Raw genomic sequence first — 26,915 nt, 5'->3', positions numbered from 1 at the left:
TTTTCTAAATTAGTTAATCCGTTGAAAGAATTGAAGCAACGTTATCATCACCCTTGATATCTTCCATTTGCTCTCTCAAACGCTTTATCAGACCCTCAAATTCACTCCTCTCTGATTCATCAATAGCTTTAGATGGTGGGAGGTCTATCGTGAGTGGGTTTACGGGTTGACCGTTCTTGTAGATCATATAGTGCAGATGAACTCCGGTTACCCGGCCGGTTCTGCCTACATAACCAATTACCTGCCCTTGACGCACTCTTGTACCGGGTGTAATGCCTTTGGCGAAACCATTTAAATGTAGATAAGCAGTAGTATATGTACCGTTGTGCCGGATCTTGACAATATTTCCGTTTGCACCTCTGAACTGAGCCTCTGTCACTTGCCCATCCCCCACTGATAAAATAGGCGTTCCGATTGGGGCAGCATAATCCACTCCGGTGTGAGGCAGCCTTCTTTTTAAAACAGGATGAAATCGATTTCTGTTAAATGAGGAACTGATCCTTTGAGAGAATTTAAACGGTGCTTTGAGCAACGCTTTCTGAACCCCATTGCCATCACTGTCGTAAAACCCCTCGCTCTTCTCACCCTTAAAATAATAGGCATCATAGATTCTGCCGCTATGTTCAAATTGAGCTGCAAGGATCTCGCCTATACCATAGGGTTTATCATCTACAAACTGCTTTTCATATATCAACTTGTAGTTATCACCGGGATATAATCTGAAAAAGTCGATCTGCCAGGCAAAGATCTCACTTAATCGATTAGCTATAAGAATGTTCTTATCCTGTTCTACCAGCGACTCATACAGAGACGAGGTAATAACACCAGATGCTTCAAAAATCTCTTTCTTTATCTCTTTTTGCCCCGCACTGACACGTATACCATTTCGCCATTCAAATATTACATAATCAAGGGCGTTGCTATGCAGAATCAATCGGTAAGGCTGGGCATCTTTTGCGTCCTTGTAAACGATGTATCGTTGACCGGGTTTAACACGATTACTTTGAAACACTCCTTTTGACTCTCTGTTGATCTCATAAATAGTTTGGGGAGTTACATCCATGTCGCGCAGTATCAAATATAAACTTTGATTTCGCTTAACTCGTCCCTCCTCTATTTCGGCATCTATCACATTAAAACCATATGAATCGAGTTTGACCTCTTCCTTTATCTCGATCACATTATTTTCAGTAATGGTAAATTCCGGTGGAGTATCATTGCCGGTAAAATTCAGTATCAGTACGGAAGTAATCACTAAACCTAATGTTAACGCACTGATGCCCCATTTCGATTTGATCTTTTCCTTCAACGTGTACTGTAGATTTCTTTTGATTAACGTAAAAAATAATAAGAATTAATAGGGTACTTTCATAAACAGATATATACTTTTAGTTTTGTAAAATATTTACATCTCAAAGTGATATTTTCATACCGAATTAATTATAAATCAGTCGCAAATACCCTAGATGAAAAAAAACCTGTTAAACCGATGTGCATCACTTCTGTTTCTTGCACTATCTATTTTATTTACAGGACATATTCAGGCACAATCTGTAAGAACACAGGTCGACAAAGATTCCCTCCAAATTGGTGATACTTTTAACTATTCTCTAATAATACAATTAGATGAGGAATATCAAAGTGTTCAATTTCCTGACACCAATTCATTTCCGTCTTCCGTTGAAGTGTTGAATCGAAAACAGTTTAAGCTTTCCGAGTTTTCTGATAGCTTGGTCTATGAGTTGCAATATTTTGAAAATGAAGATCTCCGGCTCCCTTCTATGTCTGTTACTGTTTTTAGCGAGCCTGACACGACAACTTTATCAACCGATCCCGTAACAATCTATTTCAAACCCATTGTAGCTGAAGGTGATACTACTCTGAAACCAATGAAGCCAAACTACGGTTTTCCACGTTCTTGGTGGCCTTGGATCCTGGGTTTAGCAGCTCTGGCGGCCTTTCTCATTTGGTGGTTCAAATACAGAGAACAAAGTAAAGACGAACCTGATATTCAGGAGGCAGTGATCCCTGATTTTTACGATCCGATCAAAGAACTCGAAAAAGATCTGATCCGTATTAAGAATGAAACTAAAGTTGAACAGACTAAAGACTTTAAATTGTTTTACAGTCAGATCGGAGATGCCATCAGAACTTATTTTGAAGAGCTTTATAAGATTCCGGCACTTGAATCTACATCAGGGGAGTTGATCAGGTATCTGGATGCTTATGGTGTTGATGATGTTCTTGCAGATAAAACCAGAAATATTTTACGCAGAGCTGATCTTGTAAAATTTGCAAAGTTTACACCCACCCTTGAAGACGCATGGAATACTTATGAAGAGGCTATGGAGTTTCTGGAACGAGCTAAACTGACGGATGCATCCCGCATTGGCAGATTAAAAGCAGAATACGATGCCAGATATTTTTCCTCAGGAAAAGATGAAGATCCAATAAATGGAGAAGGTATATAATGGAATTTGCTAATCCATATTGGTTTTGGGCACTGATCGTTATACCGGTTTTAGCAGGATTGTACATCTATCGTTTTTTTACAGGAAAGCAATCTTCACTCTCCTTTTCATCCCTTGATCTTATGGAAGACCTTCCAGGAAACTGGAAATCACACTTGCATTGGCTACAGGCTGTATTAAAGTGGGCCGGTTTAGCATTTTTGATCATAGCCCTTGCCCGACCCCAAGAGAGATTGACCACTGTTGAAAGGAATGCCGAAGGTATTGATATCGTAATGGTCTTAGATATGTCAACGTCTATGCTTGCAGAGGACCTTAAACCCAATCGCTTTGAAGCAGCCCGAGAAGTAGCTAAAGATTTCGTGGATAAACGGGAAACGGACCGTATTGGACTGGTTACTTTTGCAATGAAAAGTTTCACTGTCGTCCCCCCTACGCTTGATTACAGGTTATTGAAAAGACTGATTGATGATCTTGAAATGGGTGTGATCCAGGATGGTACGGCTATTGGTATGGGTATTGCCACAGCAGTGAACCGCATGAAAGAAAGTCCTGCCGAAAGTAAGGTTGTGATATTATTGACAGACGGTCAAAATAATTCCGGAGAGATCGACCCGGTTACTGCTGCAGACCTCGCTCTCACCTATAACATCAAGATCTATACCATTGGAGCCGGTACAAGAGGTACGGCTCCTTATCCAATTCAGGATCCAATTTTCGGGCGTCGTTACCAAAACGTCCAGGTTAATATTGACGAAGAGATGCTTACCCAAGTAGCTGACCTGACAGGCGGCCGGTATTTTCGTGCAACAGACAGTGAACAACTTGAAAGTATCTATGCTGAAATCGATGAACTTGAGCGTACAGAAGTTGAAGAACTCATCTACACTGACTATGAGGACAAATATTCATTCTATCTTGGTATGTCATTTCTACTGTTTGGCCTTTCATTTCTGATCAAGGTCTTCTTTACACAAACTATCACTCCCCTGGATTAGGCGCGACAACTTATCTTTAGTTGATCAGCATCTTAAATAAATAAGATTACATACTAAATCCTTTCGCTTTATCTTTGGAACCTAAACGAATCTTAAAATCACCGTACTCCTAAATGAGCATTTCCTTCATAAGAGAGCAACTTATAAAGTCAGATATTTTCAATAATATCTACAACAAATTGCAATCTCATTCTTCCCTTACTCTAAAGAAAAGTATAGGGGCTTTGAACAGTTTTCTGATCGATGCCTTAAATGCTCGATACCAGAACATCGTTGTTTTATCAGAATCAGATGAAGGTGCCCGTTTTTTATATGCAGATCTAAATGCCATTTCTCCTGACAAAGAGATCATCTTATTTCCTTCATCAAACAACAAACCATATGACAATCAACAATTAAGAGATACTGCGCTTTTAGTTCAGCGATCTGAGGCTTTGCAAAAAGTCACTGAACATAACCAAAAGATCATAATAACCTCTGCCGAAGCTATATTTGAAAAGGTAGCTCCCCCCTCAGCGCTGGATGAAGTTAGTATCAGATTAAAAAAAGGGGCAGACATTGATCCTCAAACACTTCGAGAAGAACTGGTTGAACAAGGCTATAATCCGGTTAGGTTTGTAGATGAACCTGGTGAATTCGCCGTTCGTGGAGGTATTATTGATGTTTTTCCTTTTTCAGGAGAATATCCACTCCGGCTAGAATTCTTTGGCGATGAGCTGGATACAATCAGGGAATTTGATGCTGATTCGCAGCGGTCGATCGCTTTTTTAAATGAAGCACGTATCATTCCGGATCTGAGCAATCTGCCTGATAAGATAAAAGCTGATTTTCTGTCCTATTTTGATGAAAAAACACTTTTGATCACATCAGACAGAGAATTTATTGTATCAAAGATCGACGAGCTTTACGAGAAAGCAGAATCAGCTTATGAAGATCACAGCGATAACGAATCTCTTGACCTTCCTGAACAGCTGTTTATCTCGAAAGAGTTGTTTGAGGATAAGCTTAATGGATTCGAACACTCTCTTTATGTGGCTGATGTTAATGCCTCAGCAAAAGATGAAAAGACTTTTACCTTGGAAGCCAAACCCCAGCCCGATTTTCACGGTAACTTCAAACTGTTACGGGATGAGATCACAAAATATTCAAAGAATAATATAACCACCGTAATTCTATGTGATAACGAAGGGCAACAGGATCGATTTGAGGAACTCTTAGGCGATGCAAGTGATAACTTTGATTACCTGTTATCTGTAGAGACTCTACACGAAGGATTCGTTTACCCCCCAGCCGGTATTGCTGCATTCACAGATCACCAGATCTTTAATCGATATCATCGTCCTAAAACAAAAAGAAGGAAATTTCACGGCGGTATTTCCTTCAAAGAATTGAAGGATCTTAGTATGGGAGATTTCGTAGTCCATGTTGATTACGGTATCGGGAAGTTCCTTGGCTTCAAAAAGATCGAAGTAAAAAATACTGAGCAGGAAGTAGTTGTTCTTCAGTATAAAGATGACTCCACTCTGTATGTGAATGTCACCAGCCTGCACAAGTTACAAAAATACTCCGGTAAAGAAGGCACGGCACCCAGAATTACTAAGCTGGGATCCGGATCTTGGGCACGGAAAAAGGCTCAGACCAAAAAGAAAGTTAAGGATATTGCCAGAGAGCTCATTCAGTTATATGCAAAGCGTAAAGCACAAAAAGCATATGATTTCTCTCCTGATAATGAGTGGCAGATCGAACTTGAAGCCAATTTTGAATACGAAGAGACTCCGGACCAATATGATGCCATTCAGTCCGTAAAATCTGATATGGAAAGCGAGCACCCCATGGACCGACTTATTTGTGGAGATGTAGGTTTTGGTAAAACTGAAGTAGCTGTACGTGCAGCTTTCAAGTCCGTTTTAGATCACAAGCAAGTAGCTCTGCTGGTCCCTACTACCATACTTGCTGAACAACACACTAAGACGTTTAAAAAGCGAATGGAGAAATTTCCGGTTCGAATTGAATCACTTTCAAGATTTCGAACCACTAAAGAACAAAAAAAGGTGATCAACGACCTGGAAGAAGGTGAAGTTGATGTTGTGATAGGAACCCACCGATTGCTCTCTAAGGATGTTAAGTTCAAAGACCTAGGATTGATCATAGTGGATGAGGAGCAACGATTCGGAGTATCGGCCAAGGAAAAACTAAAAAAATTCCGTGCTACTGTGGATGTCTTAACATTAACAGCAACCCCGATCCCAAGAACGCTACAATTCTCCCTCATGGGCGCCCGTGATCTGAGTGTAATAAATACACCTCCACCCAACAGACAGCCGGTTTATACCGAAATTCATAGTTTTGATGAGGAATTGATCCGCGATGCCATATTGCAGGAAGTGTCGAGAGGCGGACAGGTATTTTTTATCCATAACAGAGTGAAAAATATAGAAGAGATCGCGGAGATGGTCCGACGTCTTGTGCCTGATATCAGGGTAAGGTTTGGTCATGGGCAAATGAGTGGAACCCAGCTTGAAAAAATAATAAATGATTTCTATCAGCATAAATTCGATGTGCTCGTATCAACAAATATTGTTGAGAATGGAATCGATATTGCCAATGCTAACACTATTATAATCAATCATGCCAACCATTTTGGTTTAGCAGAACTACATCAGCTTCGAGGTCGCGTAGGAAGATCGAATCGTAAGGCATTTTGCTACTTATTTACCAATCCAATTAAGACTCTAACCCCTGAAGCACGTAAAAGACTTTTGGCCTTAGAGGAATTCTCAGATCTTGGTTCCGGTTTCAACATTGCCATGCGTGATCTTGACATTCGCGGAGCCGGTGATATCCTTGGAGCTGAACAAAGTGGGTTTATCAACGATATTGGTTTCGATCTATACACCAAGATCCTGAATGATGCAGTTAACGAACTCAAGCGCACAGAATTTAGCGATATGTTTGATAATGTTGATATTGAGATCGAGCACCCTGAAACAACCGTTGAATTTGATGAAACTGCCCTTCTGCCTCAGAATTATGTATCGGATAATGTTGAAAGACTCAATCTTTATCGTAAACTTTCGGAAGCTGAAAAACCCGAACAAATTGATGAATGGCAGGAAGAGATTAAGGATAGATTTGGCCCAATACCAAAAGAAACCAATTATCTGATCCTTGCCAGCAAGATCAAGTTATTTGCTTCGCTAAATTTCTTTACAAAGGTTACGATCCGTGCTGACAGAATGTGGATGATTTGCCCAAAACAAGATTCAGATGCAGGTAAAAATTTCTTCGATGGCGGTAAATTTCAGGAAATACTTGAGAGTATTGAACAACTTAAAAACGATAAATTCCAGGTCATTCAAAAGAAAGATACCGTACGCTTCGTTATTCAGGAGATTCCTGATATAGAAAAAGCACTATCATTCCTTAAACAACTATATAAAGCTGAAGTCCATGTCTGATCTTGCCCCATTTGTGAAAATCATCCATGAAGGTGGTATTGTGGCTTTCCCAACAGAAACCGTATATGGGCTTGGTGCTGATGCATGGGATCCTGAAGCTATTCAAAGGATCTTTGAAACCAAAGGCAGGCCTTCCGATAATCCCCTTATTGTTCACCTGTCAAATGTTAAAGAGGCAGAAGATTTTGTTGAGGTGATCCCTGAAGTCGCTAAATTACTTATGAAGCATTTCTGGCCGGGCCCACTCACATTTGTTCTACCAAAAAAGAGAGAGGTTTTGGACTCTGTCACAGCTGGCTTATCAACCGTAGCCCTTAGGATTCCCTCCCACCCAAAGGCACTTGAATTTATAAAGCAAACGGGTCCCCTCGTCGGGCCCAGTGCGAACCGTTCCGGTAAACCCAGCCCAACCAAAGCAGAACATGTGAAAGAAGATTTTGGAGATGATTTTCCGATTATTGACGGCGGCTCCACTAAAGTTGGGTTAGAATCCACGGTTATTGGATTCCAGGATGATCATATAATTATCATGAGACCCGGAAAGATCGGAGCCGATGAACTCAAGTCTGTTACCGGCTTAAAGATCATCGAAGAGTATACAAACAATGATGATACTCCTAAAAGCCCCGGTCAAAAGTATTCACATTACAAACCGCAAGCTCATGTAGTGTATAAAGGCATCAGTACGTTCAATGATCATACAATGTACCTGATGCAATCAGCTTCGCATGTATATCAAGATAATGTGATCTGTTATAATGGTGATTTAAAACAACTTTCAAAAGAGTTATATGATCGTTTTCGCCAGGCCGATCATTTGGGATATAAACATATCCATATTGAACCATTCGATGATCTCAGATCAAGATATCCGGCATATTATGAAGCCTTGATGAATCGCATACAAAAAACCTTGGGTTAAACAGAACGGTTTTTTTTTCATTTCAGTTAATTCTTCATAGTCATAAGGCTATTTTCACGTGTATTAACTGTACAAATATGGATAACATCACCGATAATCAGTTTACCGAGTGGAGTCATGCAATTAAAGATGGGAGTAAAAAAAGCTACTCCGATTTTTTTCGTAACTGTTATGAACACTATGTACGATTCGCTTATCGATATGTTAAATCCAAAGATCAGGCATGTGATTTAGTACAAGAAGCTTTTATCAAGCTGTGGAAAAATCGTGAACAGTTGGATCCTTCAAAATCATTGAAATCCTATATGTTTACGATAGTTCGTAATCTAAGTCTAAATCATATACGAGATCACAAGAGCAGATTCGAATCGCTTGAGGATAAAGATCACTCTTTAAATGCCCTGATTATTCATCAAGAACAAAACAAGAATGACTCTTACATTAAGCAAACAGTACAGATCATAGAACACCTCATAAAAAAGCTTCCCGACAGGCAACGGGAAGCTTTTGAACTGAGTCGATTTGAGGGTTTGCGACATGATGAGATCGCCGAGGTCATGAAAATCTCAGCAAGAACAGTTAACAATCATATTGTTTCCGCATGTAGATTTCTTAGGGAGGAATATGAGGTTAAAAACGAACGTGATAAAGATATCGCTTTATGAATATACACAGACACAATAGTTCAGGCGAAAATGATGACTATTCCATTCCCGATGAACTAGAAGAAGGTTTAGAAGATTACCGCATTTCTGAGAACAATAAACTCTCTCTCTCTGATTCAGAGGTAGAAAGAGCATTAGACAAAGTTCTTGATCAGGTCGATGAAGAGGAAGCTGAGGAATCAGAAACTGACTGGAGCTTTACTTTTAATTGGAAGTTAATGTCTATAGCGGCTACGATTACATTTATTGGGATGCTTTTCGCTCTTTCAATTCCTGTAAGTGTCGAAGTTCCAAATGGAGAACTAGCAACCGTAAATCTTCCTGACGGAACTTCAATAACACTGAACAGTGGGTCAGAATTGTCATACTCCAGATTCTATAACTATTTCGGCCGAAATGTAACACTAAATGGAGAAGGGTTTTTTGATGTATATAGTAATGCTGATGATCCTTTTACTGTCAATACTTTAAACAGCTCAATAAAAGTATTGGGAACCAAGTTTAATCTATCTGACTGGAATTCTGAAACCGGAGCGAAGGCAAAACTGGCAGTAACTGAAGGTTCAGTTCGGTTTGCAGACTTGAACAGTAAAGATTCAATCGTTCTCTCAGCTAACGAAGGCGCTATGATCACTCAAACAAGAGAAATCATTACTTCCCCTGTTGAACTCGAGAAAACTTTAGCCTGGACATCAAATAATATTGCATTTCAAAATGAAAATCTGGGACAAGCTTTTGGTATGCTTGAACGTCGATTTGATCTGACCATTGAACTTGGAAACAAACTTACCCTAAAAGACGAAAGCATTACTGCCTTTTACCATTATCCTGTAGATCCTGAGTCTATTATACGAGATATTTGCACGATCAAAGGACTGGGATATCAGAAAACACATAATGGGTTCAAGATAACTTCAAACTGATATGAGAACTTTTATTCTCTTATTATCAGTAATCTTCTTTACTCAGACAGTAAATGCTCAATCTGCAAGTAAAGATAAGAAATTGTATTCCCTGACTATCAGAAATGTCAGTATTGAGGATGCACTCATAAAGTTGGCAAATATCTCGCATATTGATTTTGCCTACGATTCAAAAATAGAACTTCAGGCAACAGTTTATATAGATGAGAGGAATCAACCGGTGGACAAGATTTTGAAGAAGATCTTGTCTTTTTCAAATCTAGATTATGTTATCCTTTCCACAGGAACTTATGTGATCACTACCTCTCCCAACAAAAGCACACAATACGGCAGTCTAGCAGGTTATGTCAGAGATGCTGAGACCGGTGAGCCACTTGTTAATGCAACTATTTTCATTGCTGATGCAACCGGTGCCACAGCAACAAATCGTAATGGTTATTTTAATATTTCATCATTGTTATCCGGAGAATATCAGATCCGAGCCACTTACATCGGCTATCAATCAAAACAAAGCAGGGTTGTTATAGGACCTGATTCAGAGGGACTAACAGTTATTGAGTTAAAACCTAAAAGTTATATGATGGAACCTTTAGTGGTAAGTAGCAATTCACCTGTGTTTGGATTCAAAGACAAACAAAATGGCACCAGCTATTCCACAATTGAAGATAACTTTATTGGCGCAGATCGAAATGTAGTCCGCTCTCTAAAAGCTTTTCCCGGACTTTCATTTTCTGCAGGGCAACAAAATTTCAACATTCATGGAAGTGATTCAAGGGATCATACTGTTAAACTTGATGGTGTATCTATTTATAACTCAAACATTGCAGGTAACACATTTGGGATATTCAGTCCTTATGCTATTGATCATATAAGCGTTTCTAAAACAGGCTTTAGCGCTGATGTAGGCAGTTCTTTATCTGGTTTTGTGGATTTCAGTCATGATATCAGTGACCGAAAAGAATCCATCTCAACTTTACAAGCTGATCCGTATGCTTTGAATGCACGTCTTGAAATGCCCTTTTCATCAGATAGTAAGTTAAGGGCTATGTCTACTATTCGATTTAGCACCTGGGGGGTGTACGAGCCTTCTGAATTGAATGATACATTTGATCAATGGAACCAATTAGATCCCCTACTGCAGAATTTCATTATGGGTAGCAGTAACGATATTGCACACTATAATTCTGTGGTTCAGGATTCTGACATAACGTTTTACGACCTTCATTTTGCACTTAACAGGTCTGGAGATTTTTCTTCCACGAAAATCTCCGCATATCTGGGAAAGAACTTCATTGATACACGACTGCTATCTGAAAGGCAAAATATTGTTTCACAGCAGCCCAATTATGTTTTTTCAGAAGATAAGTCGAATCAAAACAATGCAATGATCAATATAGAACAAAGTGGAATCTTAAATGCCAGATCCGACTACTGGATCAAAGCATATTACACTGTATCCAGGTTCGAAAATGATTATCGCATGATCGGCAATAATACCATTGCAAATGACGGAATAGATACTGAGACTGCATTTGACTATTTCGCAGATCTGAATACCCTGAATGATATCAGTATAAACAAGAATAATATCTCTGAGTACGGTCTGGAAACTGAATTTACATACAATATCAATACAAAAAGTTTACTTAAAATTGGTTTAGATCCTAATATTGTTACATACGATTTTACGCTCAGTGATCTGTTTTACTTTCCAACTACAACATCCAAAACATCATACATCTTAAGTTCTTTTGGCCAGTTTACTCATAATTTCAATAATCAGACAAAAATTCAGCTAGGGGCGCGAACAACTTATCTACCTGAAAAAGAATCATTTTATTATGAACCAAGATTTACTGTTGAATATCTTACTAAAGAAACCGGCACAGGATATCATTCAATTAAAATATCTACCGGTATCTACCACCAATTTATAAATCGTTTTGATCTTGCCAGCTTTGGCCCTAGTGCATTAGTTCCTTCATATAAATTTTGGCAGGCCAATGATCAAACCACTGAGGTCCCTAAATCATACCATACTGCTCTTTCATGGTCCGTTTCTACTTCAGATGCTTTTATGCTAAACATTGAAACATACTATAAATGGAAACCGGTAAATTGGCGCTTAAACTATCATGAACTTAATAAACCTCAGGTACTGCCCGGAAATATACTCGAAGACCAAAACTCATATTTTTCAAAGGCTGAGGGATTTGCCTATGGTGGTTCACTCTCTACCAAGTTTATATTTGAAGATCCAAAATTAATAATCGATCTGACACACCAAATCAATATTTCAAAGGAAAGAACAGAAGATCGTTTCAATAATGAAATGGTTCATTCAGAATGGAGTGAGCCCTATTCACTGTCTTCCTTCATTAACTGGAGAGTTTTCAAAAATTTCAATACCCTCATTAATCTTGAATGGACACCAATAAGATACTGGGCATATAACAAAGCTTACTACGATTATTTGGGAATTCATGGAGAAACTATTTTTGGAAGCTTTGATCTCACTTCTCCGGAAAACACAACCATGCCCTATTACCTTAGACTAGATGCTGGCTTCAATTATTCGATGATGATCGGCTCCCGCATTCAGCTTGAAACCAAAATTGATCTTGTAAACCTACTAGATCGAGCAAATCCTGTTTTCTATACATTAAGCCCTAACCTTCAATCAGTTAACAATATTACTTACAATAGAAACAGCCGAACTTTGCCCGGTTTCACCCCGTCTTTAGCTATTGAAATATCATTCTGAATTTTTTTCAGAAAAAACTAGTCATACCACCTTTTCGATGTGTAATTAATTTGAACCTTAATTATAAAACATCGATAAAATGAATTCACACTACTATTCATCGAGATTTACATTATTCGTTGCTTCATTATTTATGTTATCCATGACCTTTATGGCATGCGGCAATGATAATGACGGCGGAGGTTTAGGTCCAGCACCTGAGCCAAACATAGTTGAAGTAGCTTCAGAAAGTGGCAACTTTGATATTTTAGTACAAGCTATTCAAGATGCGGGCTTAGCTGAAACTCTTCAACAAGAAGGACCAATTTTCACTGTTTTTGCTCCAACTGATGATGCTTTTGAGGCACTCCCAGAAGGAACACTTTCAAATTTGTCACCTGAACAATTAGCTGATATACTTCAGTTTCATGTGGTAAACGGTGAAATTGAATCAAGCGATCTACAGCCTACTCAAGACGTAGAAACTCTATTAGGTGAAGAAATTCTAGTAGAAGCTGATGGCGGAGTATTGATTAATGGTTATTCAAATGTGGTAACAGCTGACGTAGAAGCATCAAACGGAATAATTCATGCTGTTGATGCTGTACTGCTTCCAGAAGGTTACAGAGACGCTAATATTATTGATCAGGCTGTTGAGCTTGGTAATTTTACTACACTTGCCTCAGCTGTAGAGCAAGTTGGGCTAACTTCAACCTTGAAGTATAAAGGTGACTTTACCGTATTTGCACCAACGGATGATGCTTTTGCTGCACTGCCCCAAGGACTATTGGGAAGTTTGAGTGATGCGGAACTCACGGAGATCCTCACTTATCATGTACTTTCCGGAGAAATCTTTGCTGATCAACTAAACGCTGAGCAAGCCCCTGCTTCACTTGAAGGTGGCGAAGTATTCGTTACTAAAGATGGTAATGGAGATGTTACTGTTAATGGTGCAGCTTCTGTTGTAGCAGCTGATGTAGATGTATCAAATGGTGTTATCCATGCAATTGATCAGGTTATCCTTCCAGATGCTTACGGAACTGTTGTAGATGCTGCTTCTAAGCGTTACAACTTTGAATCCTTAGTAAGTGCTGTTGTTGATGCGGGACTAGCTGGTACACTTAGCGATACTGAAGCCTCTTACACTGTATTTGCTCCAACTGATGATGCATTTGCAGCAGTAGAAAGTGTGGTTAATTCTTTGACCAATCAGCAACTTGCTACTGTATTAAGTTACCATGTATTACCAGTAGAAGTAGCTTCCGGTGACCTGTCTGCAGAGCAAGCACCTGCTTCTCTTACAGACGAAGCCGTTTATGTAACTGCAGCTGATGGTAATGTAACTATAAATGGTTCAGCTAGTGTTGTAGAAGCCGATATTATGACAAATAACGGCACTATTCATGCAATCAATGAAGTAATCCTGCCTAATGAGTTATTGAATGTAGTTCAGATAGCATCTAAGAATTATGATCTAAGTACTCTGGTATCACTTGTATCTGATGCCGGGTTAGCAGGCACACTTTCTGATGAAAATGGTACATTCACAGTATTTGCACCTACAAATGCTGCGTTTGATGCTGTAAGTACAACATTAGACGGACTGTCTGAAGCTCAGGTTTCTGAGGTACTGCAATATCATGTAGCAGGACAGGAGATTCTCTCAGATAACTTACCTGCACCTGGTAACTCAACAACAGTGACAACTGTGCAGGGAGAGGACATAACAGTAGCAGTTGATACTGAAGGTAATGTAACACTGAATGGCAGTGTAAATGTAACCACTGTTGATCTGCAAGGTGTAAACGGTGTAATTCACATCATCGACGGTGTTCTATTACCACCCAGCTATACTTCAAACTAAGATCTTATCTACGACTTTAGATTCTAAAGTCACATTTGATCCAAACAAAAAGCCTGCTCAAATGAGCAGGCTTTTTTATTGACCGATATTTTTTTTTGGCAAGTTAGTTTTCATCTCCGAAAACAGAGAATGTTTGGTCAGGACTCATGGCTAACACAGTTTCTACCATAACATCGACTAGATTCTCAACATCCTTCATTGAAACCATTTCAACAGGAGAATGCATGTACCTTAGTGGCGTTGAGAGCAAAGCACTTGGAATTCCGGTCTGCTGATAGAATATACTATCGGTATCAGTACCTGTTCTTACACTGGTAGCTTCATGCTGAATATCGATCTTTTTCTGTGCACACACCTCCTCAACGAACTCAACCAATTTAGGATGATTCGCACCACCGTGCTGCACCGTAGGTCCTTTACCTAACTCAACGGTACCATGCTCTTTTTGGTCAATTCCCGGGGTGTCAGTAGCATGAGTCACATCTGTGACAAGGGCCACATCAGGCATAAACCTATAGCTCATCATGCGTGCTCCAAATCCTCCAACCTCTTCCTGAACCGAATTTAGGGCGATCACATTAACTTTAAGATCTTTCTTTCTCTTACTGAGCTTCTTCAACGCTTCAGCGATCACATATCCACCAATTCTGTTGTCAAGCGCACGGGCAGAAAGCAGATCGTCATTTAAAAATTCCGTATCCGTTGCATAGGTGATCGGATCACCAACCTGTACCAGCTCTAGTGCTTCTTCCTTTGAAGAGACTCCAATATCTACATAAATATCTTTCCACTTTGGCTGCTTGCCTCCACCGTTCTTATTATCCTGAAGGTGTATAGCCGTATTTCCTGTTATACCTACAACACGGCCTCTTTTGTTATGAATAAAAACCTTCTTAGCACGAGCGATGGTAGAGTCACTTCCACCCAGTTTATTGATATACACAAAACCCTGTTCATTAATATGCTGAACAACCATGCCGATCTCATCGCAATGCGCCTCGAGCATGACAGTAGCTACATCACCACCCATATTTATCTTAGCAGCACAGGAACCGTAGGCATCTGTCACCACTTCATCGGCGAATTTAGATACATAATCTTTCCAAACCCGGACTCCTTCTTTCTCATAACCGGTAGGACTTGGAGTGATCAGTAATTCCTCTAAAAATTCTTGCTCGTTTTTCTTACTCATCTACTTATTTATTTGGTTAAATTTCATACTCATAAATATAACAATTATACAGGGCACACACTCATTTAGAATTCAGCCCTTTATTAAAAAAGAATATTATTCATGTTCAGACCCAAATACGACAAAAGCCTATTTTATCACTGGAAAGAAATCCCTGTTAGATTCCGGGATCTTGATCCCCTAAATCATGTAAACAACGCTTTGTTCAACACCTATTTGGAAGAGGCAAGGATCAGTTTTTTAGGAAAAGTGGGTAAAATGCAAAGTGAATTCACTGATGGTAAAACCTTTGTACTGGTTAAATCGACTATCGAATATTTGGATCAGATAAAATATCCATCAAGTGTTTTGGTAGGAACCGGAATTGGAAAGATTGGAAGTTCCAGTATTACAGCTATTCAGGCTATATATAATAGGAATTCTAAAGATCTGCTATGTGTAGCCGAAACCAAAGGTGTATGGTTTGATATCTCAGATCAAAGGCCGACTCGACTGCCTGAAATTGAAGACATTGAGGATATGATAGTTGAAGGAGCTTTTGAGTAGCACTATTTAAAATACTCATCTCATTTATGTGATCAATTTTAAATATCTTCAAACGCTCGTGAACCTAATGCTATCATGATCAATGGATAAAAGCACCCGTTACAAAATTTTCAACGATCCCATTCACGGATTTATTACCGTTCCCAAAGGGCCCATATTACGACTCATTGATCATCCCTATGTTCAACGTTTAAGACGCGTCCGACAACTTGGTTTGGGTTACCTTGTTTTTCCTGCTGCAGAACACTCCCGGTTTTCACATGCCTTAGGTGCTTTAGAACTGGGACAAAGAGTTCTGAATAATCTAAAGGAAAAAGATACTACCATTAGTCAGCCCGAATTTGATGGTACACTAATGGCAATTCTACTACACGATGTAGGACATGGGCCCCTTTCACATACTCTTGAACATTCCCTCATCAAAGATTTCAATCATGAAATGATGAGCCTTGCGATCATGAAAAAATTAAATCAGGAATTTGACGGAGCTTTGGATACAGCCGTCTCAATTTTCACCAATCAGTACAAAAAGAAATTTCTGCACCAGCTTATTTCATCACAGCTAGACCTTGACAGGCTCGATTACCTGCGCAGAGACAGTTTTTTTACCGGGGTATCAGAAGGATCAGTAGGAATTAACCGGATCCTAAAAACCATGCGTGTCTTCAAAGGCAATATCGTTATTGAGAAAAAAGGCATCTATGCCATTGAAAACTATATCATTGCGCGCCGTTTGATGTATATGCAGGTATATCAGCATAAAACTGTACTCAGTGCTGATTTTTTACTCAAGAAGATTTTCGACCGCGTACGTTATCTTATTGACTCAGGAATTAAATTGGATTTTGCATCCCCTGCCCTTCAATATTTTATGAAGAAGCAGCCATCTGCTAAAAAAATGATCTCTGCTGAAGTGATCGATAAATACACACAACTGGATGATCACGATGTATATCTTTCGATCAAACTTTGGCAAAATAATCCTGACAAGGTATTATCCGATCTTAGTTTCAGATTTTTGAACCGGCGACTGTATCGTACAAGCTTTTCAGACAGGAAATTCAGTCAGTCAGCTATCAAGAAAATTAGAGAGAGCACCCTCAAGCAGCTAAAAAAACTAAATATTCCAGAACCTGAGAAGAATTTAGAATATTATCTTGGTTTTGAGAACAGTTATTCAGAAGCTTACAAATATAAAAATAAAAGCATTTGGATCCTGGAAAATGAAAAGGCTATTGAATTTTCAAAAGCAGCAGAAACAAAGAATATCATTGCCCTCACTGAGCCGGTCATAAAACACTACTGTGTTCACCTGAAAGAAATTGACGCCATCGTTTAAATTTTAGCAACGGCTTTTAGATCCTGTTCAGGAACCTGAATAAACATTGAAATCTTCCTGATAAGTTCTTCTTCTCTATAAGGCTTTTGAATATATTCTGAGAATCCCTTTTCCATTAATTCAGATCTGCTTCCTGCGTGCCCTCCTGCTGTTATGGCAATGATGGGCGTATTGGAATATTCTGTATGATCTAATTCACGTATTTGATGCATAGCGTCAACACCGTTCATTATCGGCATTGATATATCCATTAATATTATATCCGGCTCATCATCGTTAAATATTTGTACTGCTTCTTTTCCATTTTCAGCTTCCAGGGTTATAAAATTACGTGTTTCCAACATGATCCTGGCAAGTGTTCGGTTCATTACAAGATCATCAACGATCAAAGCTTTTGGAGAATAAGTGGCATTATCTATTTCTGCAAACTCATTCTCCTGCTTTACAAGACTCATCGCACTGTGTTTTATAGGAATACTAACAGCAACGGTTGAACCCTTATTCACTTCACTCTGCAATTCAACCTTTCCGGTTTCAATATTAGAAAGCTCGATAATATCATTTATTATGTGAAGTAGCTGCTGCCCTCCATTTGCGATACTACTGATATGAGACTTCTGATCATCAGTAAGATTTTCACTTTTACTTAAAAGTTCGGAGTACCCTAAAATAGCATTCAGTGGTGTCCGTAATTCATGGGACAAAGTCTCCACCATTTCTGATAAATGAATATTATTTTTCATACTACTGCTTGAATTATTGAATTGATAAGGCGATCCAACTTGATGCACAGGCACTTATAAGACCGGAACATAGCCTTTGTATCCTGATAGTTTAGATATGTAGCCAACACTGAGTTTATTTTTTCTCAAAAACGTTGCCCAAAACTATTAAAATGCTTGGTAGTAAGCAGGTTAGGCTTTCTTAATTAGTGATTACTAATCTCTGACTATTAAATTCTCTCGTAAGTAATAAAAGATAGCTCGTCATTATCTTCTCTCTCAATTTCTTTCCATACAGAGCCAATATCGTCCCGATATTCAGGAAAGTAAGTATCTCCTTCGTATTCCTTTTGGATCTCAGTTATGATCATTTTATCGGCCGTATCCAAGGCATCACGATAAAGAACTCCTCCCCCGATTATAAATACTTCTTCCTCATCAATAGCTTCAAGTGCATCACTAAGCGATTTAAAAGTCTCAACATTATCGTAGGTCTTAGTCGTACTTAGAACGATATTAGTCCGGCCCGGTAATGGGATTTCATTCAGTTCTTCAAACACGCCCCGCCCCATAATGATGGTATTACCAAGTGTTGTATTCTTAAAGTGTTTCAAGTCTTCAGGATAACGCCAGGGCAGTCCTCCATCTTTTCCTATCACCAGATTTGGATCATGTGCAGCAACTATCGTTTTTTTCATACCGCCACCTCAAATTTGATCACAGGATCCGGATCATAATTTTCTAAGGTGAAATCTTCAAAGGCAAGCTCATCTACGGGTTTATTCGCGATCTTTAACGTGGGAAGCTCTTTAGGTTCACGTTTCAGTTGCTCTTTTAGCCCATCAACATGATTTACATATATATGAGCATCTACAATAGTGTGAGCAAAAGTACCCGGTTCCAACCCTACTTCCTGAGCGATCGCCATCGTCAATGCAGAGTAACATGCCATATTAAAAGGAATACCTAACGCAATATCCCCTGAACGTTGTGTAAGATGGCAATTGAGTTTACCGTTTTGCACATTGAAAATATACATGATATGGCACGGAGGCAGTGCCATCTCACTCAGCAGACCAGGGTGCCACGCACTTACCACAATACGTCGGCTATTTGGATTATCCTTTAACATATCTATAGCCCGTTGTACCTGATCGAACTCCTTTCGAACCCAAACTTCTTTGTTTAAAGCTGAACCATTACCCTCAAAGCAGACTGTTTCTTTTTCAAAATATGGGAATTTTCTCCATAATACGGGATATATCGGCCCTACGTGTCCATCTTCTTCAGCCCAGGCATCCCATATATGAACATTATTTTCATCACGTAGCCATCGGATATGATTCTCTCCCCTTAAGTACCAAAGGAGCTCCATGACTACCGATTTAAAAAAGACCTTTTTTGTGGTCAACAACGGAAATCCTTCCGACAGGTCAACTTTATAAAACTCAGAAAAGTTTGAGATCGTATCGGTACCTGTTCTATTTTCCTTACGTACTCCATTTTCTAAAACGTTTCTGACTAGATCATGATACTGTTTCATAAGATAATAATATGTATTTAAAGGAGTGTTCCGCTTAATAGTAGTATTGCTATTGAGAAATAGATAATGATCCCACTCACATCTACAATGGTAGCTACAAAAGGTGCTGATGAAACTGCAGGATCCAAGTTAAGCTTGGAAAGAACAAATGGTAACATAGCACCTGTAAAATTACCAAATAAAACGATGCAAAATAAACTTAACCCTACAACGCCCGCTGTAAGGAAAGTAGTGGAAACGATTGGTAAACCCATCATAAAATCCCAACCAACTAATGTAACAAATCCCAGTGTTCCGATTAGTCCACCTAACATCAATCCTGATGTGAACTCGCGTTTAAAAACTCTGATCCAATCATCCGGTTTTATGTCATCGGTTGCTAAAGCACGAATAACCAAAGTTGCGGCTTGTGAACCTGAGTTACCTCCACTAGAGATGATCAAAGGTACAAAGAATGATAAAGCCACAACTTTCTGAAGCACTTCCTCATAACCTCCCATAGCAATAGCTGTAAGAATCTGCCCGACAAAAAGAACAATAAGCCACCAAAGTCGCTTTTTAACCAAGTCAAATATTGAAGACTGAGAATAGTAATCATCCAAAGCGTCCATACCGGCCATTTTCTGCATATCCTCTGTGGTCTCTTCCTCAGCCACATCCATCACGTCATCAGCCGTTACAATACCTACTAATACACCATCAGAATCGACTGCAGGAAGCGCAACGCGATCATATTTAGCGAGCATCTTAACTGCCTCCTCCTGATCATCATAAACAGATAAGGCTTCAAAACTTCGGTCCATCAAAGTTTCGATCAGATCATCCTGATCTGCAAGTATAAGATGATTCAGTCTAAGGTCATCAATTAAGTGTTCTTTATCATCAACAACATAGATAACGTTAATGGTCTCTGCCGTTTTTCCATATGTTCGTATATGTTTCATACTGCGACGAATAGTCCAGTCTGATTTTACCCGAACATACCTTGGAGTCATCAAACGACCCACACTCTCTTCCGGATAACCAAGCAATTTCTTAAGCTGCTTTTGGTCTTCCAGATCAATGGAGTTCATGACCCTTTGCGTCAAATGTCCGGGTAGTTCCTCAAGGATAGAAACCTGCTCATCCGGTTCAAGATTACCCATCACATCACTTAGCTGCTGCTTGTTGAATAACTCAAGCAGCTCAACTCCTTTAGTAGTAGGTAACTCAGCGAACACATCTGCAGCAATAGGCTTTTTTAGAAGCCTGAAAACAACAATAGCAATCTCTCCGGGAAGTTCAAGTAAAAGATCGGCAATGTCAGCTGATGGCACATCATTTAAAACCTCTTTGAGAGCAACCCAGTCTTTCTCTGCGATAAGCTCCTCAAATTCTGGTTTTATTAATTGTACAAACATGGTTCTGTCCGGATGAAATTGCCTTAATAAGTTCGGCTAAGAATCGTGGATAATACGACAAAAAACAAATGTAAGCCTCTACAAAATCTTGGATGGCGCATATTGTTAATGAACAACAGTAATGCTGAATAGAAGTTACGAGTTCAATCTGTCCAAGGCTTCCCTGGCTGCTCTTTGTTCGGCTTTCTTTTTACTTTTGCCTTTACCCTTTCCCAGTTCCTCATCTCCAATCATTACTTTAACTTCGAAAGTCTTGTTATGACCCGGTCCGGTTTCATCGACCAGTTCGTAATAAGGAATCGGTTTCTTTATTGATTGCGCCAGCTCTAATAAAGCACTTTTATAGTTATCTGTAGTATTTATAAGTTCAGACAAGTCTAGGTTTTTTCGAATAACCGAGTGTACAAAATTATAGGCATCCTGATAGCCCCTAGTAATATATATAGCCGCAATAATGGACTCCAAAGCATCCGCTAGAATACTTTTCGAAATAGCACTTTGTCCATTTCTTTCCCCAAGTTCCATAAGGTCATCCAAACCAAGTTTTACAGATAATTTAGAAAGGGTATCACCCCTTACCAGTTTTGCTCTGACTTTGGTGAGGAAGCCTTCATCTTTTTCGGGATAATCATTAAAGAGGATCTCGGCTGCGATCAGATCCAAGACGGCATCACCTAAAAATTCCAGGCGTTCGTATGAATCATAAGTCTCATATTTCTCTTGTGATAAGGTTGACCGGTGGCGAAGTGCTTTTAAAAAAAGAGAAGGATCGTCGATTTTAAAACCAACGATCCTTTCTAATTTCTCTAATCTACCTTTAAGTTCAGGACTAAGATCTGACTCTTTTTCAGTAAAAAGTGACCTAAACCATTTAGGCATGGGGTATTAGTCCTGGTATTTCTTAAATACTAAGGTTGAATTGTGCCCACCAAAACCAAATGCATTATTTAATGCATATTTAACATCACGAACCACAGATTCATTTGCTGTGTAATTCAAATTACACTCAGGATCTTGATTCTCGATATTTATAGTTGGCGGAACGGTTCCATGATAGATAGCTAACAAAGTAGCGATCGATTCAATAGCTCCCGCAGCTCCTAATGTATGCCCATGCATACTTTTGGTAGAGTTCAAATTTATATTTTTGGCATAGTCACCAAATACTTTTTTAATTGTATTGGTTTCAGCCACATCACCTAGCGGAGTTGAAGTTCCGTGCATATTTATGTGGTCAACATCCTCAGGTTTAATGCCTGCCGCTTTCAAAGCTCTTGACATAGCAAGAATAACTCCATTGCCTTCCGGGTCAGGAGCTGTAATATGATAGGCATCTGCTGAGAAACCGTAACCTTTTATCTCACCATAAATTCGAGCACCTCTTTCAAGAGCTGAATCAAGGCTTTCTAGAATAAAGATCCCCGCACCCTCACCTAATACGAAGCCATCACGATCCTTATCAAATGGCCGTGAAGCAGTTTCAGGTGAATCATTTCGGGTTGACATAGCCTTCATGCTATTGAAACCTGATATACCAATTCTGGTTACAGGTGCTTCAGTTCCACCGGCTACTGCAATATCAGACTGACCATAACGAATCGTATCGTACGCCAGCCCAATATTATGAGAACCTGTAGCACATGCAGAAACAGCACAGTAATTCGGGCCTCTAAATCCATACTTAATGGAGATCTGTCCTGATACAATATCAGGGATCAACATTGGTATGAAGAAAGGAGATACGCCTCTCGGGCCATGTTCATGGAAGGATATCGATTGCTCATAGAATGTTTCCATTCCACCGATGCCGGTGCCAACTAAGACAGCAACTTCATCTTTATCGATTTTTTCCAGATCAAGCTTACTATCTTTGATCGCTTCTTCAGATGCAATAAGGGCATATTGTGCAACCTTATCTAATCTTCTGGCTTCTTTACGATCAAAGTAGTCAGTAGGTTCGTAATCCTCAATCTGAGCAGCAAATTTTGTGGCAAAATTGGAAGTATCGAAATGTTCGATCGTACGAACACCATTCTTTCCGGAAATTAAACCATTCCAAAAATCTGGCGCACTTTTACCCATAGGGGTAAAAGCACCGATACCTGTTACTACAACTCTACGAGTGCTCATAGGTGATTTATTAAATTATATTATTTAAGACAATTTTCCTGTCAGGTAAGTTACAGCGTCTCCAACAGTTGCAATATTTTCAGCGTCTTCGTCAGGAATACTCAGATCGAATTCTTTCTCAAATTCCATGATCAATTCAACAGTATCCAAAGAGTCTGCACCAAGATCGTTGGTGAAGTTTGCTTCAGCAACAACTTCTGATTCGTCAACGCCTAGTTTATCTACAATGATGGCTTTTACTTTTGATTCTACGTCTTTTGACATTTTGTGTCCTTTTCAGTGATTAATTAGTAGTTATAATTTTGATAAAATAAGTTTTTCAACTTAAAGATTCAGTATGGTATCTGCAATATATGCAATTACATTGCCATTCCACCGTCAACTCGTATGACTTCACCCGTAATATATGAACTCATATCAGATGACAGAAATGTTACAGCATCAGCAACTTCTTCAGGGTTACCTGCTCTGCCTAATGGTGTTTCATCTTTAATTCCTTGTAGTACCTTTTCATCTAGTTCTCCTGTCATATCGGTCAAAATATATCCCGGAGCAACTACATTTGCACGGATATTTCTTGAGGCCAATTCCTTAGCATATGATTTAGTAAATCCAATGATACCTGCTTTGGAAGCTGAGTAATTACTTTGGCCGGCATTTCCTGAAATACCAACAACTGAACTAATGTTGATAATGGAACCTCCTCGGTTTCTCATCATTGGCTTAGCAGCTGCTTTTGAATAATTGAATACACTCTTCAAGTTTGTGGTAATAACATCGTCCCACTGCTCTTCACTCATGCGAAGTATCAGATTATCTTTTGTGATACCCGCATTGTTTACTATCACGTCGATACTACCCCAGTCATCAACAATCTCACTGATCACTTCTTCTGCTCTGCCAAGATCGACAGCATCGGCCTGGATCGACTTACATTTTCTGCCAAGTCCTTCAATTTCTTTTTTTACTTCTTCAGCAGCGTCAGCAGAACGCGCATAGGTAATTGCCACATCAGCACCAAATTCAGCTAGTCTAATGGCAATGGCTTTACCAATGCCTCGGCTTCCGCCGGTTACAAGACATGTTTTATCTTCTAAAGTAAGATTCATAGGTAGTTTATTGATATCCTGATATTTTTACGTCATTCAATGTTCTTTTCACTAAACCCTGTAAGACTTTGCCCGGGCCAACTTCGACAAAAGATTCAGCGCCATCTTTTTTCATATTGATCAGTGTTTGCGTCCATTTTACGGGATTCAAGAGTTGATTCAAAAGATTAGATCTTATCTCTTCAATATCTGTAGTGGCTTCAGCAGTATAATTACTATAGATAGGGCAATTGGGTTCTTTAATATTTAGTTCTTCCAACTGCGACTTTAAACCATCATAAGCGGGTTTCATTAGGGAGGAATGAAAGGCACCGCTAACAGAAAGTTTTTTTGCAAGCCTGGCACCTTCTTCTTTAGCAATTTCTATTGCCTTTTCTACTGCTTCAACATAACCTGAGATAACAATCTGACCGGGTGAGTTATAGTTGGCAGGAATGACCTCTTTATCAGTTTCTTCAGTTGCTCTTTCACAAATATTTTCAACGTCATCGTCATCCATTCCAATCACTGCAGCCATTGTTCCGGGGTTGGTATTTCCGGCCTCCTGCATCAACTGTCCACGTCTGCGAACGATCTTGAGGGCCTCCTCAAAAGATACAGCCTCGCAAGCCACTAATGCTGAGAACTCACCAAGACTATGACCTGCAACCATGTCTGGAGTAACACCCAGTGTTTTAAATAATGCGACTGAATGTAAAAATATCGCAGGTTGAGTAAACTCAGTCTGCTTGAGTTTTTCTTCAGGACCTTCAAACATAATGGTTTTAAGATCGATCTCTAAGATCTCGTTAGCCTGATCGAAATACTTCATAGCTTCGGGGTTGGTCTCATAAATGGCCTTACCCATTTCTATAAATTGAGCGCCTTGTCCCGGAAAAAGATATGCTGTTTTCATTACTTAATTCCCCATTTTAGGTAAATAGCACCCCAGGTGAATCCACCACCAAATGCTGCCAATACCAAATTATCTCCATAATTCAAATTATCCTGCCAATCATATAAACATAAAGGTATAGTTGCGGCAGTCGTGTTACCATACTTTTCAATATTTATCATCACTTTCTCAGTAGAAAGTCCCATTCTTTTAGCTGTTGCATGAATGATCCTTAGATTAGCCTGATGTGGTACTAGCCATGCAACATCTTCAGGTTCCAGATCATTACGCTGCATGATCTCAAGAGAAACATCCGCCATTCCGGTTGTGGCCTTTTTAAATACAGCTCTACCATCTTGTTGCAGATAATGCATTTTATTTTTCACAGTTTTTTCAGTTGCCGGATTGCGACTTCCTCCGGCCGGTTGATATAAGCTGCATTCAGTGTCACCTTCAACATAATGCTTTTGGTCGATGATGCCCGTTTCATCATCAGACTCCTCTAACAATACAGCACCAGCACCATCTCCAAACAAAATACAAGTAGTTCTGTCGCTGTAATCCAGGATTGAGCTCATCTTATCGGTTCCAATAACGAGTACCTTTTTAGCCCTCCCAGACTCGATATACATAGAACCAGTACTAAGTGCATATAAAAACCCGGAACAAGCCGCAGACAGATCAAATGCAAAAGCATTTTTAGCACCGATATTCTTTTGAACCAAACAAGCTGTTGCAGGAAATAGATAATCAGGAGTTACAGTTGCCAAAATGATAAGATCAATTTCCTCAGCAGAAACTCCACTTTTTTCAAGTACTTCTTTTGCTGCTTCAGACCCCATAAAAGCAGTTGCCTTATCAGGGTCATTTAGGATACGGCGTTCTTCTATGCCTGTTCTGCTTCTAATCCATTCATCATTGGTATCTACAAGCTGTTCAAGGTCTTTGTTGGTCATTCTATCTTCAGGCAGATAGTGACCTACTGCAGTAATTTTAGCTCTTTTAACTTCCATTAAATATTATTTTCTCAGTTTAGAGATGCTACAATTTTACCGTTTACATCATTTTCAACGGTTTTAACGGCACTTTTTATCATATTTTTAATGGCCAGTGGTGAACTTCCTCCATGCCCTACAATACTCACTCCGTTAACTCCCAAAAAAGGAATACCACCTACATTCTCATAATTAAATGGGGCAAGGGCTGTTCTCAAAACAGTAGTAATTTTTTTCAGGTCTTCTTGAGGAAGTTCCATGTCCATTGCTGCTTTTCCGATCATCTTCTCAAGTATTTCAGGAATGGACTCACCAAACTTCAGTACGATGTTACCTACAAAACCATCCGAAATATAGACATCAGCTTTGCCTGGAAGAATATCTTTACCTTCAACATTACCAATAAAGTTCGGAAAAAACTTAAGGTAGTCGTGAATTTCTTTAATGCATTCAGTTCCCTTGCCCTCTTCCTCACCCACATTCAGTAAACCGACCTTGGGTTTATCTATCTTTAAGATCTGTTGACAATAGATCTGCGCCATTTGAGCAAACTGAACGGCTGTTTCCGGTTTTATTTCCAGATTTGCACCAGCATCAACCAACAATCTAAAACCTTTTAATGTAGGATAATAGACTGCAATGGTGGGTCTTAAAACGCCTTTCAGTTTACCTAATATGAACATTGAAGCGGCTAATAAAGCACCAGTGTTGCCGGCACTTACAAAAGCATCGCATTTACCTGCTTTATGAAGTCCCAAACCAATTACTATAGAAGATTGTCGCTTATTTTTGATAGCCTGTGCGGGTGATTCCTCCATTCCAATAACCTGAGGAGCATGCTGAATCAAAACACGACTTTTATCATAATCATGATTCTCAAGCTCTTTTTTGAGAGCATCTTCAGGGCCGACTAATAAAACAGTAAGCTCTTTGTTTTCATCAACTGCTTGCAATGCTCCTTCTACAGGATTTTTGGGATAGTGGTCTCCACCGGCTGCATCTACTGCAACAATCATAAAAA

23 protein-coding genes are annotated in these 26,915 nt (G+C 39.3%); 10 read left to right on the top strand and 13 right to left on the bottom strand.

The features are described from left to right. Positions 1 to 13 precede the first annotated feature (13 nt). Entirely contained in the window at positions 14 to 1,309 is a 1,296-nt protein-coding gene (locus ACKGJO_RS03835) for a peptidoglycan DD-metalloendopeptidase family protein (protein WP_411322076.1), read from the bottom strand. A 157-nt stretch (positions 1,310 to 1,466) separates the two neighbouring features. On the opposite strand from ACKGJO_RS03835, the gene ACKGJO_RS03830 reads away from it, so the two are divergent. The 8 genes from ACKGJO_RS03830 (at position 1,467) to ACKGJO_RS03795 (ending at position 14,044) form a co-directional block, all read left to right on the top strand. Then, positions 1,467 to 2,471 carry a hypothetical protein gene (locus tag ACKGJO_RS03830; protein ID WP_411322075.1) on the top strand — a complete coding sequence of 335 codons (1,005 nt, stop codon included), beginning with the start codon at positions 1,467 to 1,469 and terminating at the stop codon, positions 2,469 to 2,471. Continuing rightward, positions 2,471 to 3,469, top strand: coding sequence for a vWA domain-containing protein (locus tag ACKGJO_RS03825; protein ID WP_411322074.1), 999 nt, complete (start codon positions 2,471 to 2,473; stop codon positions 3,467 to 3,469). The genes ACKGJO_RS03830 and ACKGJO_RS03825 overlap by 1 nt, the downstream gene beginning before the upstream one ends. A 113-nt stretch (positions 3,470 to 3,582) precedes the next feature. Beyond that, complete coding sequence (gene mfd / locus ACKGJO_RS03820) at positions 3,583 to 6,927, top strand: transcription-repair coupling factor (protein ID WP_411322073.1); 3,345 nt, start codon at positions 3,583 to 3,585, stop codon at positions 6,925 to 6,927. After that, a complete protein-coding gene (locus ACKGJO_RS03815; RefSeq protein ID WP_411322072.1) occupies positions 6,920 to 7,849 on the top strand; it encodes an L-threonylcarbamoyladenylate synthase in 930 nt (309 codons plus the stop codon). The genes mfd and ACKGJO_RS03815 overlap by 8 nt, the downstream gene beginning before the upstream one ends. Positions 7,850 to 7,926: 77 nt before the next feature. After that, on the top strand, positions 7,927 to 8,514 hold the full coding sequence (locus tag ACKGJO_RS03810) for an RNA polymerase sigma-70 factor (protein ID WP_411322071.1): 588 nt from the start codon (positions 7,927 to 7,929) through the stop codon (positions 8,512 to 8,514). Continuing rightward, positions 8,511 to 9,437: a FecR family protein gene (locus tag ACKGJO_RS03805; RefSeq protein ID WP_411322070.1), complete on the top strand. Its 927-nt coding sequence runs from the start codon at positions 8,511 to 8,513 to the stop codon at positions 9,435 to 9,437. The genes ACKGJO_RS03810 and ACKGJO_RS03805 overlap by 4 nt, the downstream gene beginning before the upstream one ends. Position 9,438: 1 nt before the next feature. Further along, on the top strand, positions 9,439 to 12,201 hold the full coding sequence (locus tag ACKGJO_RS03800; RefSeq protein WP_411322069.1) for a TonB-dependent receptor: 2,763 nt from the start codon (positions 9,439 to 9,441) through the stop codon (positions 12,199 to 12,201). A 79-nt stretch (positions 12,202 to 12,280) separates the two neighbouring features. After that, complete coding sequence (locus tag ACKGJO_RS03795; RefSeq protein ID WP_411322068.1) at positions 12,281 to 14,044, top strand: fasciclin domain-containing protein; 1,764 nt, start codon at positions 12,281 to 12,283, stop codon at positions 14,042 to 14,044. A gap of 103 nt (positions 14,045 to 14,147) precedes the next feature. On the opposite strand, the gene ACKGJO_RS03790 is transcribed toward ACKGJO_RS03795, so the two are convergent. After that, complete coding sequence (locus ACKGJO_RS03790) at positions 14,148 to 15,236, bottom strand: M42 family metallopeptidase (protein WP_411322067.1); 1,089 nt, start codon at positions 15,234 to 15,236, stop codon at positions 14,148 to 14,150. Positions 15,237 to 15,338: 102 nt separating this feature from the next. Here ACKGJO_RS03790 and ACKGJO_RS03785 point away from each other — a divergent pair, with 102 nt between their 5' ends. Next, a complete protein-coding gene (locus tag ACKGJO_RS03785) occupies positions 15,339 to 15,782 on the top strand; it encodes an acyl-CoA thioesterase (RefSeq protein ID WP_411322066.1) in 444 nt (147 codons plus the stop codon). Positions 15,783 to 15,864: 82 nt separating this feature from the next. Then, positions 15,865 to 17,121 (top strand): HD domain-containing protein, encoded by a 1,257-nt coding sequence (locus ACKGJO_RS03780; RefSeq protein WP_411322065.1) that lies wholly within the window; start codon positions 15,865 to 15,867, stop codon positions 17,119 to 17,121. Here ACKGJO_RS03780 and ACKGJO_RS03775 read toward each other — a convergent pair. The 11 genes from ACKGJO_RS03775 to plsX form a co-directional block, all read right to left on the bottom strand. Continuing rightward, a complete protein-coding gene (locus ACKGJO_RS03775; protein ID WP_411322064.1) occupies positions 17,118 to 17,864 on the bottom strand; it encodes an ATP-binding response regulator in 747 nt (248 codons plus the stop codon). The genes ACKGJO_RS03780 and ACKGJO_RS03775 overlap by 4 nt on opposite strands. 209 nt (positions 17,865 to 18,073) lie before the next feature. Then, positions 18,074 to 18,541 carry a dihydrofolate reductase gene (locus ACKGJO_RS03770; protein ID WP_411322063.1) on the bottom strand — a complete coding sequence of 156 codons (468 nt, stop codon included), beginning with the start codon at positions 18,539 to 18,541 and terminating at the stop codon, positions 18,074 to 18,076. After that, positions 18,538 to 19,386, bottom strand: coding sequence for a thymidylate synthase (locus ACKGJO_RS03765; protein ID WP_411322062.1), 849 nt, complete (start codon positions 19,384 to 19,386; stop codon positions 18,538 to 18,540). Before ACKGJO_RS03765 ends, ACKGJO_RS03770 begins: the two co-directional genes overlap by 4 nt. 17 nt (positions 19,387 to 19,403) lie before the next feature. Beyond that, positions 19,404 to 20,786: a magnesium transporter gene (gene mgtE, locus ACKGJO_RS03760; protein WP_411322061.1), complete on the bottom strand. Its 1,383-nt coding sequence runs from the start codon at positions 20,784 to 20,786 to the stop codon at positions 19,404 to 19,406. Positions 20,787 to 20,921: 135 nt separating this feature from the next. Continuing rightward, entirely contained in the window at positions 20,922 to 21,665 is a 744-nt protein-coding gene (rnc, locus tag ACKGJO_RS03755; protein WP_411322060.1) for a ribonuclease III, read from the bottom strand. A gap of 6 nt (positions 21,666 to 21,671) precedes the next feature. Beyond that, a complete protein-coding gene (gene fabF, locus ACKGJO_RS03750) occupies positions 21,672 to 22,916 on the bottom strand; it encodes a beta-ketoacyl-ACP synthase II (protein ID WP_411322059.1) in 1,245 nt (414 codons plus the stop codon). A 24-nt stretch (positions 22,917 to 22,940) separates the two neighbouring features. Continuing rightward, on the bottom strand, positions 22,941 to 23,180 hold the full coding sequence (locus ACKGJO_RS03745) for an acyl carrier protein (RefSeq protein WP_411322058.1): 240 nt from the start codon (positions 23,178 to 23,180) through the stop codon (positions 22,941 to 22,943). 95 nt (positions 23,181 to 23,275) lie between these two features. After that, positions 23,276 to 24,025 carry a 3-oxoacyl-[acyl-carrier-protein] reductase gene (fabG, locus tag ACKGJO_RS03740; protein ID WP_411322056.1) on the bottom strand — a complete coding sequence of 250 codons (750 nt, stop codon included), beginning with the start codon at positions 24,023 to 24,025 and terminating at the stop codon, positions 23,276 to 23,278. 7 nt (positions 24,026 to 24,032) lie between these two features. Then, entirely contained in the window at positions 24,033 to 24,920 is an 888-nt protein-coding gene (gene fabD / locus ACKGJO_RS03735; RefSeq protein ID WP_411322055.1) for an ACP S-malonyltransferase, read from the bottom strand. Further along, the gene (locus ACKGJO_RS03730; protein ID WP_411322054.1) at positions 24,920 to 25,912 is read right to left on the bottom strand and encodes a beta-ketoacyl-ACP synthase III; all 993 of its coding nucleotides are present in this window, start codon (positions 25,910 to 25,912) and stop codon (positions 24,920 to 24,922) included. The genes fabD and ACKGJO_RS03730 overlap by 1 nt, the downstream gene beginning before the upstream one ends. 14 nt (positions 25,913 to 25,926) lie before the next feature. Beyond that, positions 25,927 to 26,910: a phosphate acyltransferase PlsX gene (gene plsX / locus ACKGJO_RS03725; protein ID WP_411322053.1), complete on the bottom strand. Its 984-nt coding sequence runs from the start codon at positions 26,908 to 26,910 to the stop codon at positions 25,927 to 25,929. Positions 26,911 to 26,915: the final 5 nt, after the last annotated feature.

It is taken from the genome of Gracilimonas qinghaiensis (assembly GCF_046602855.1).
Taxonomy (GTDB): Bacteria; Bacteroidota; Rhodothermia; order Balneolales; family Balneolaceae; genus Gracilimonas.
Note: the sequence above shows the minus strand (reverse complement) of the source record. Positions and strands in the feature narration are given on the sequence as shown.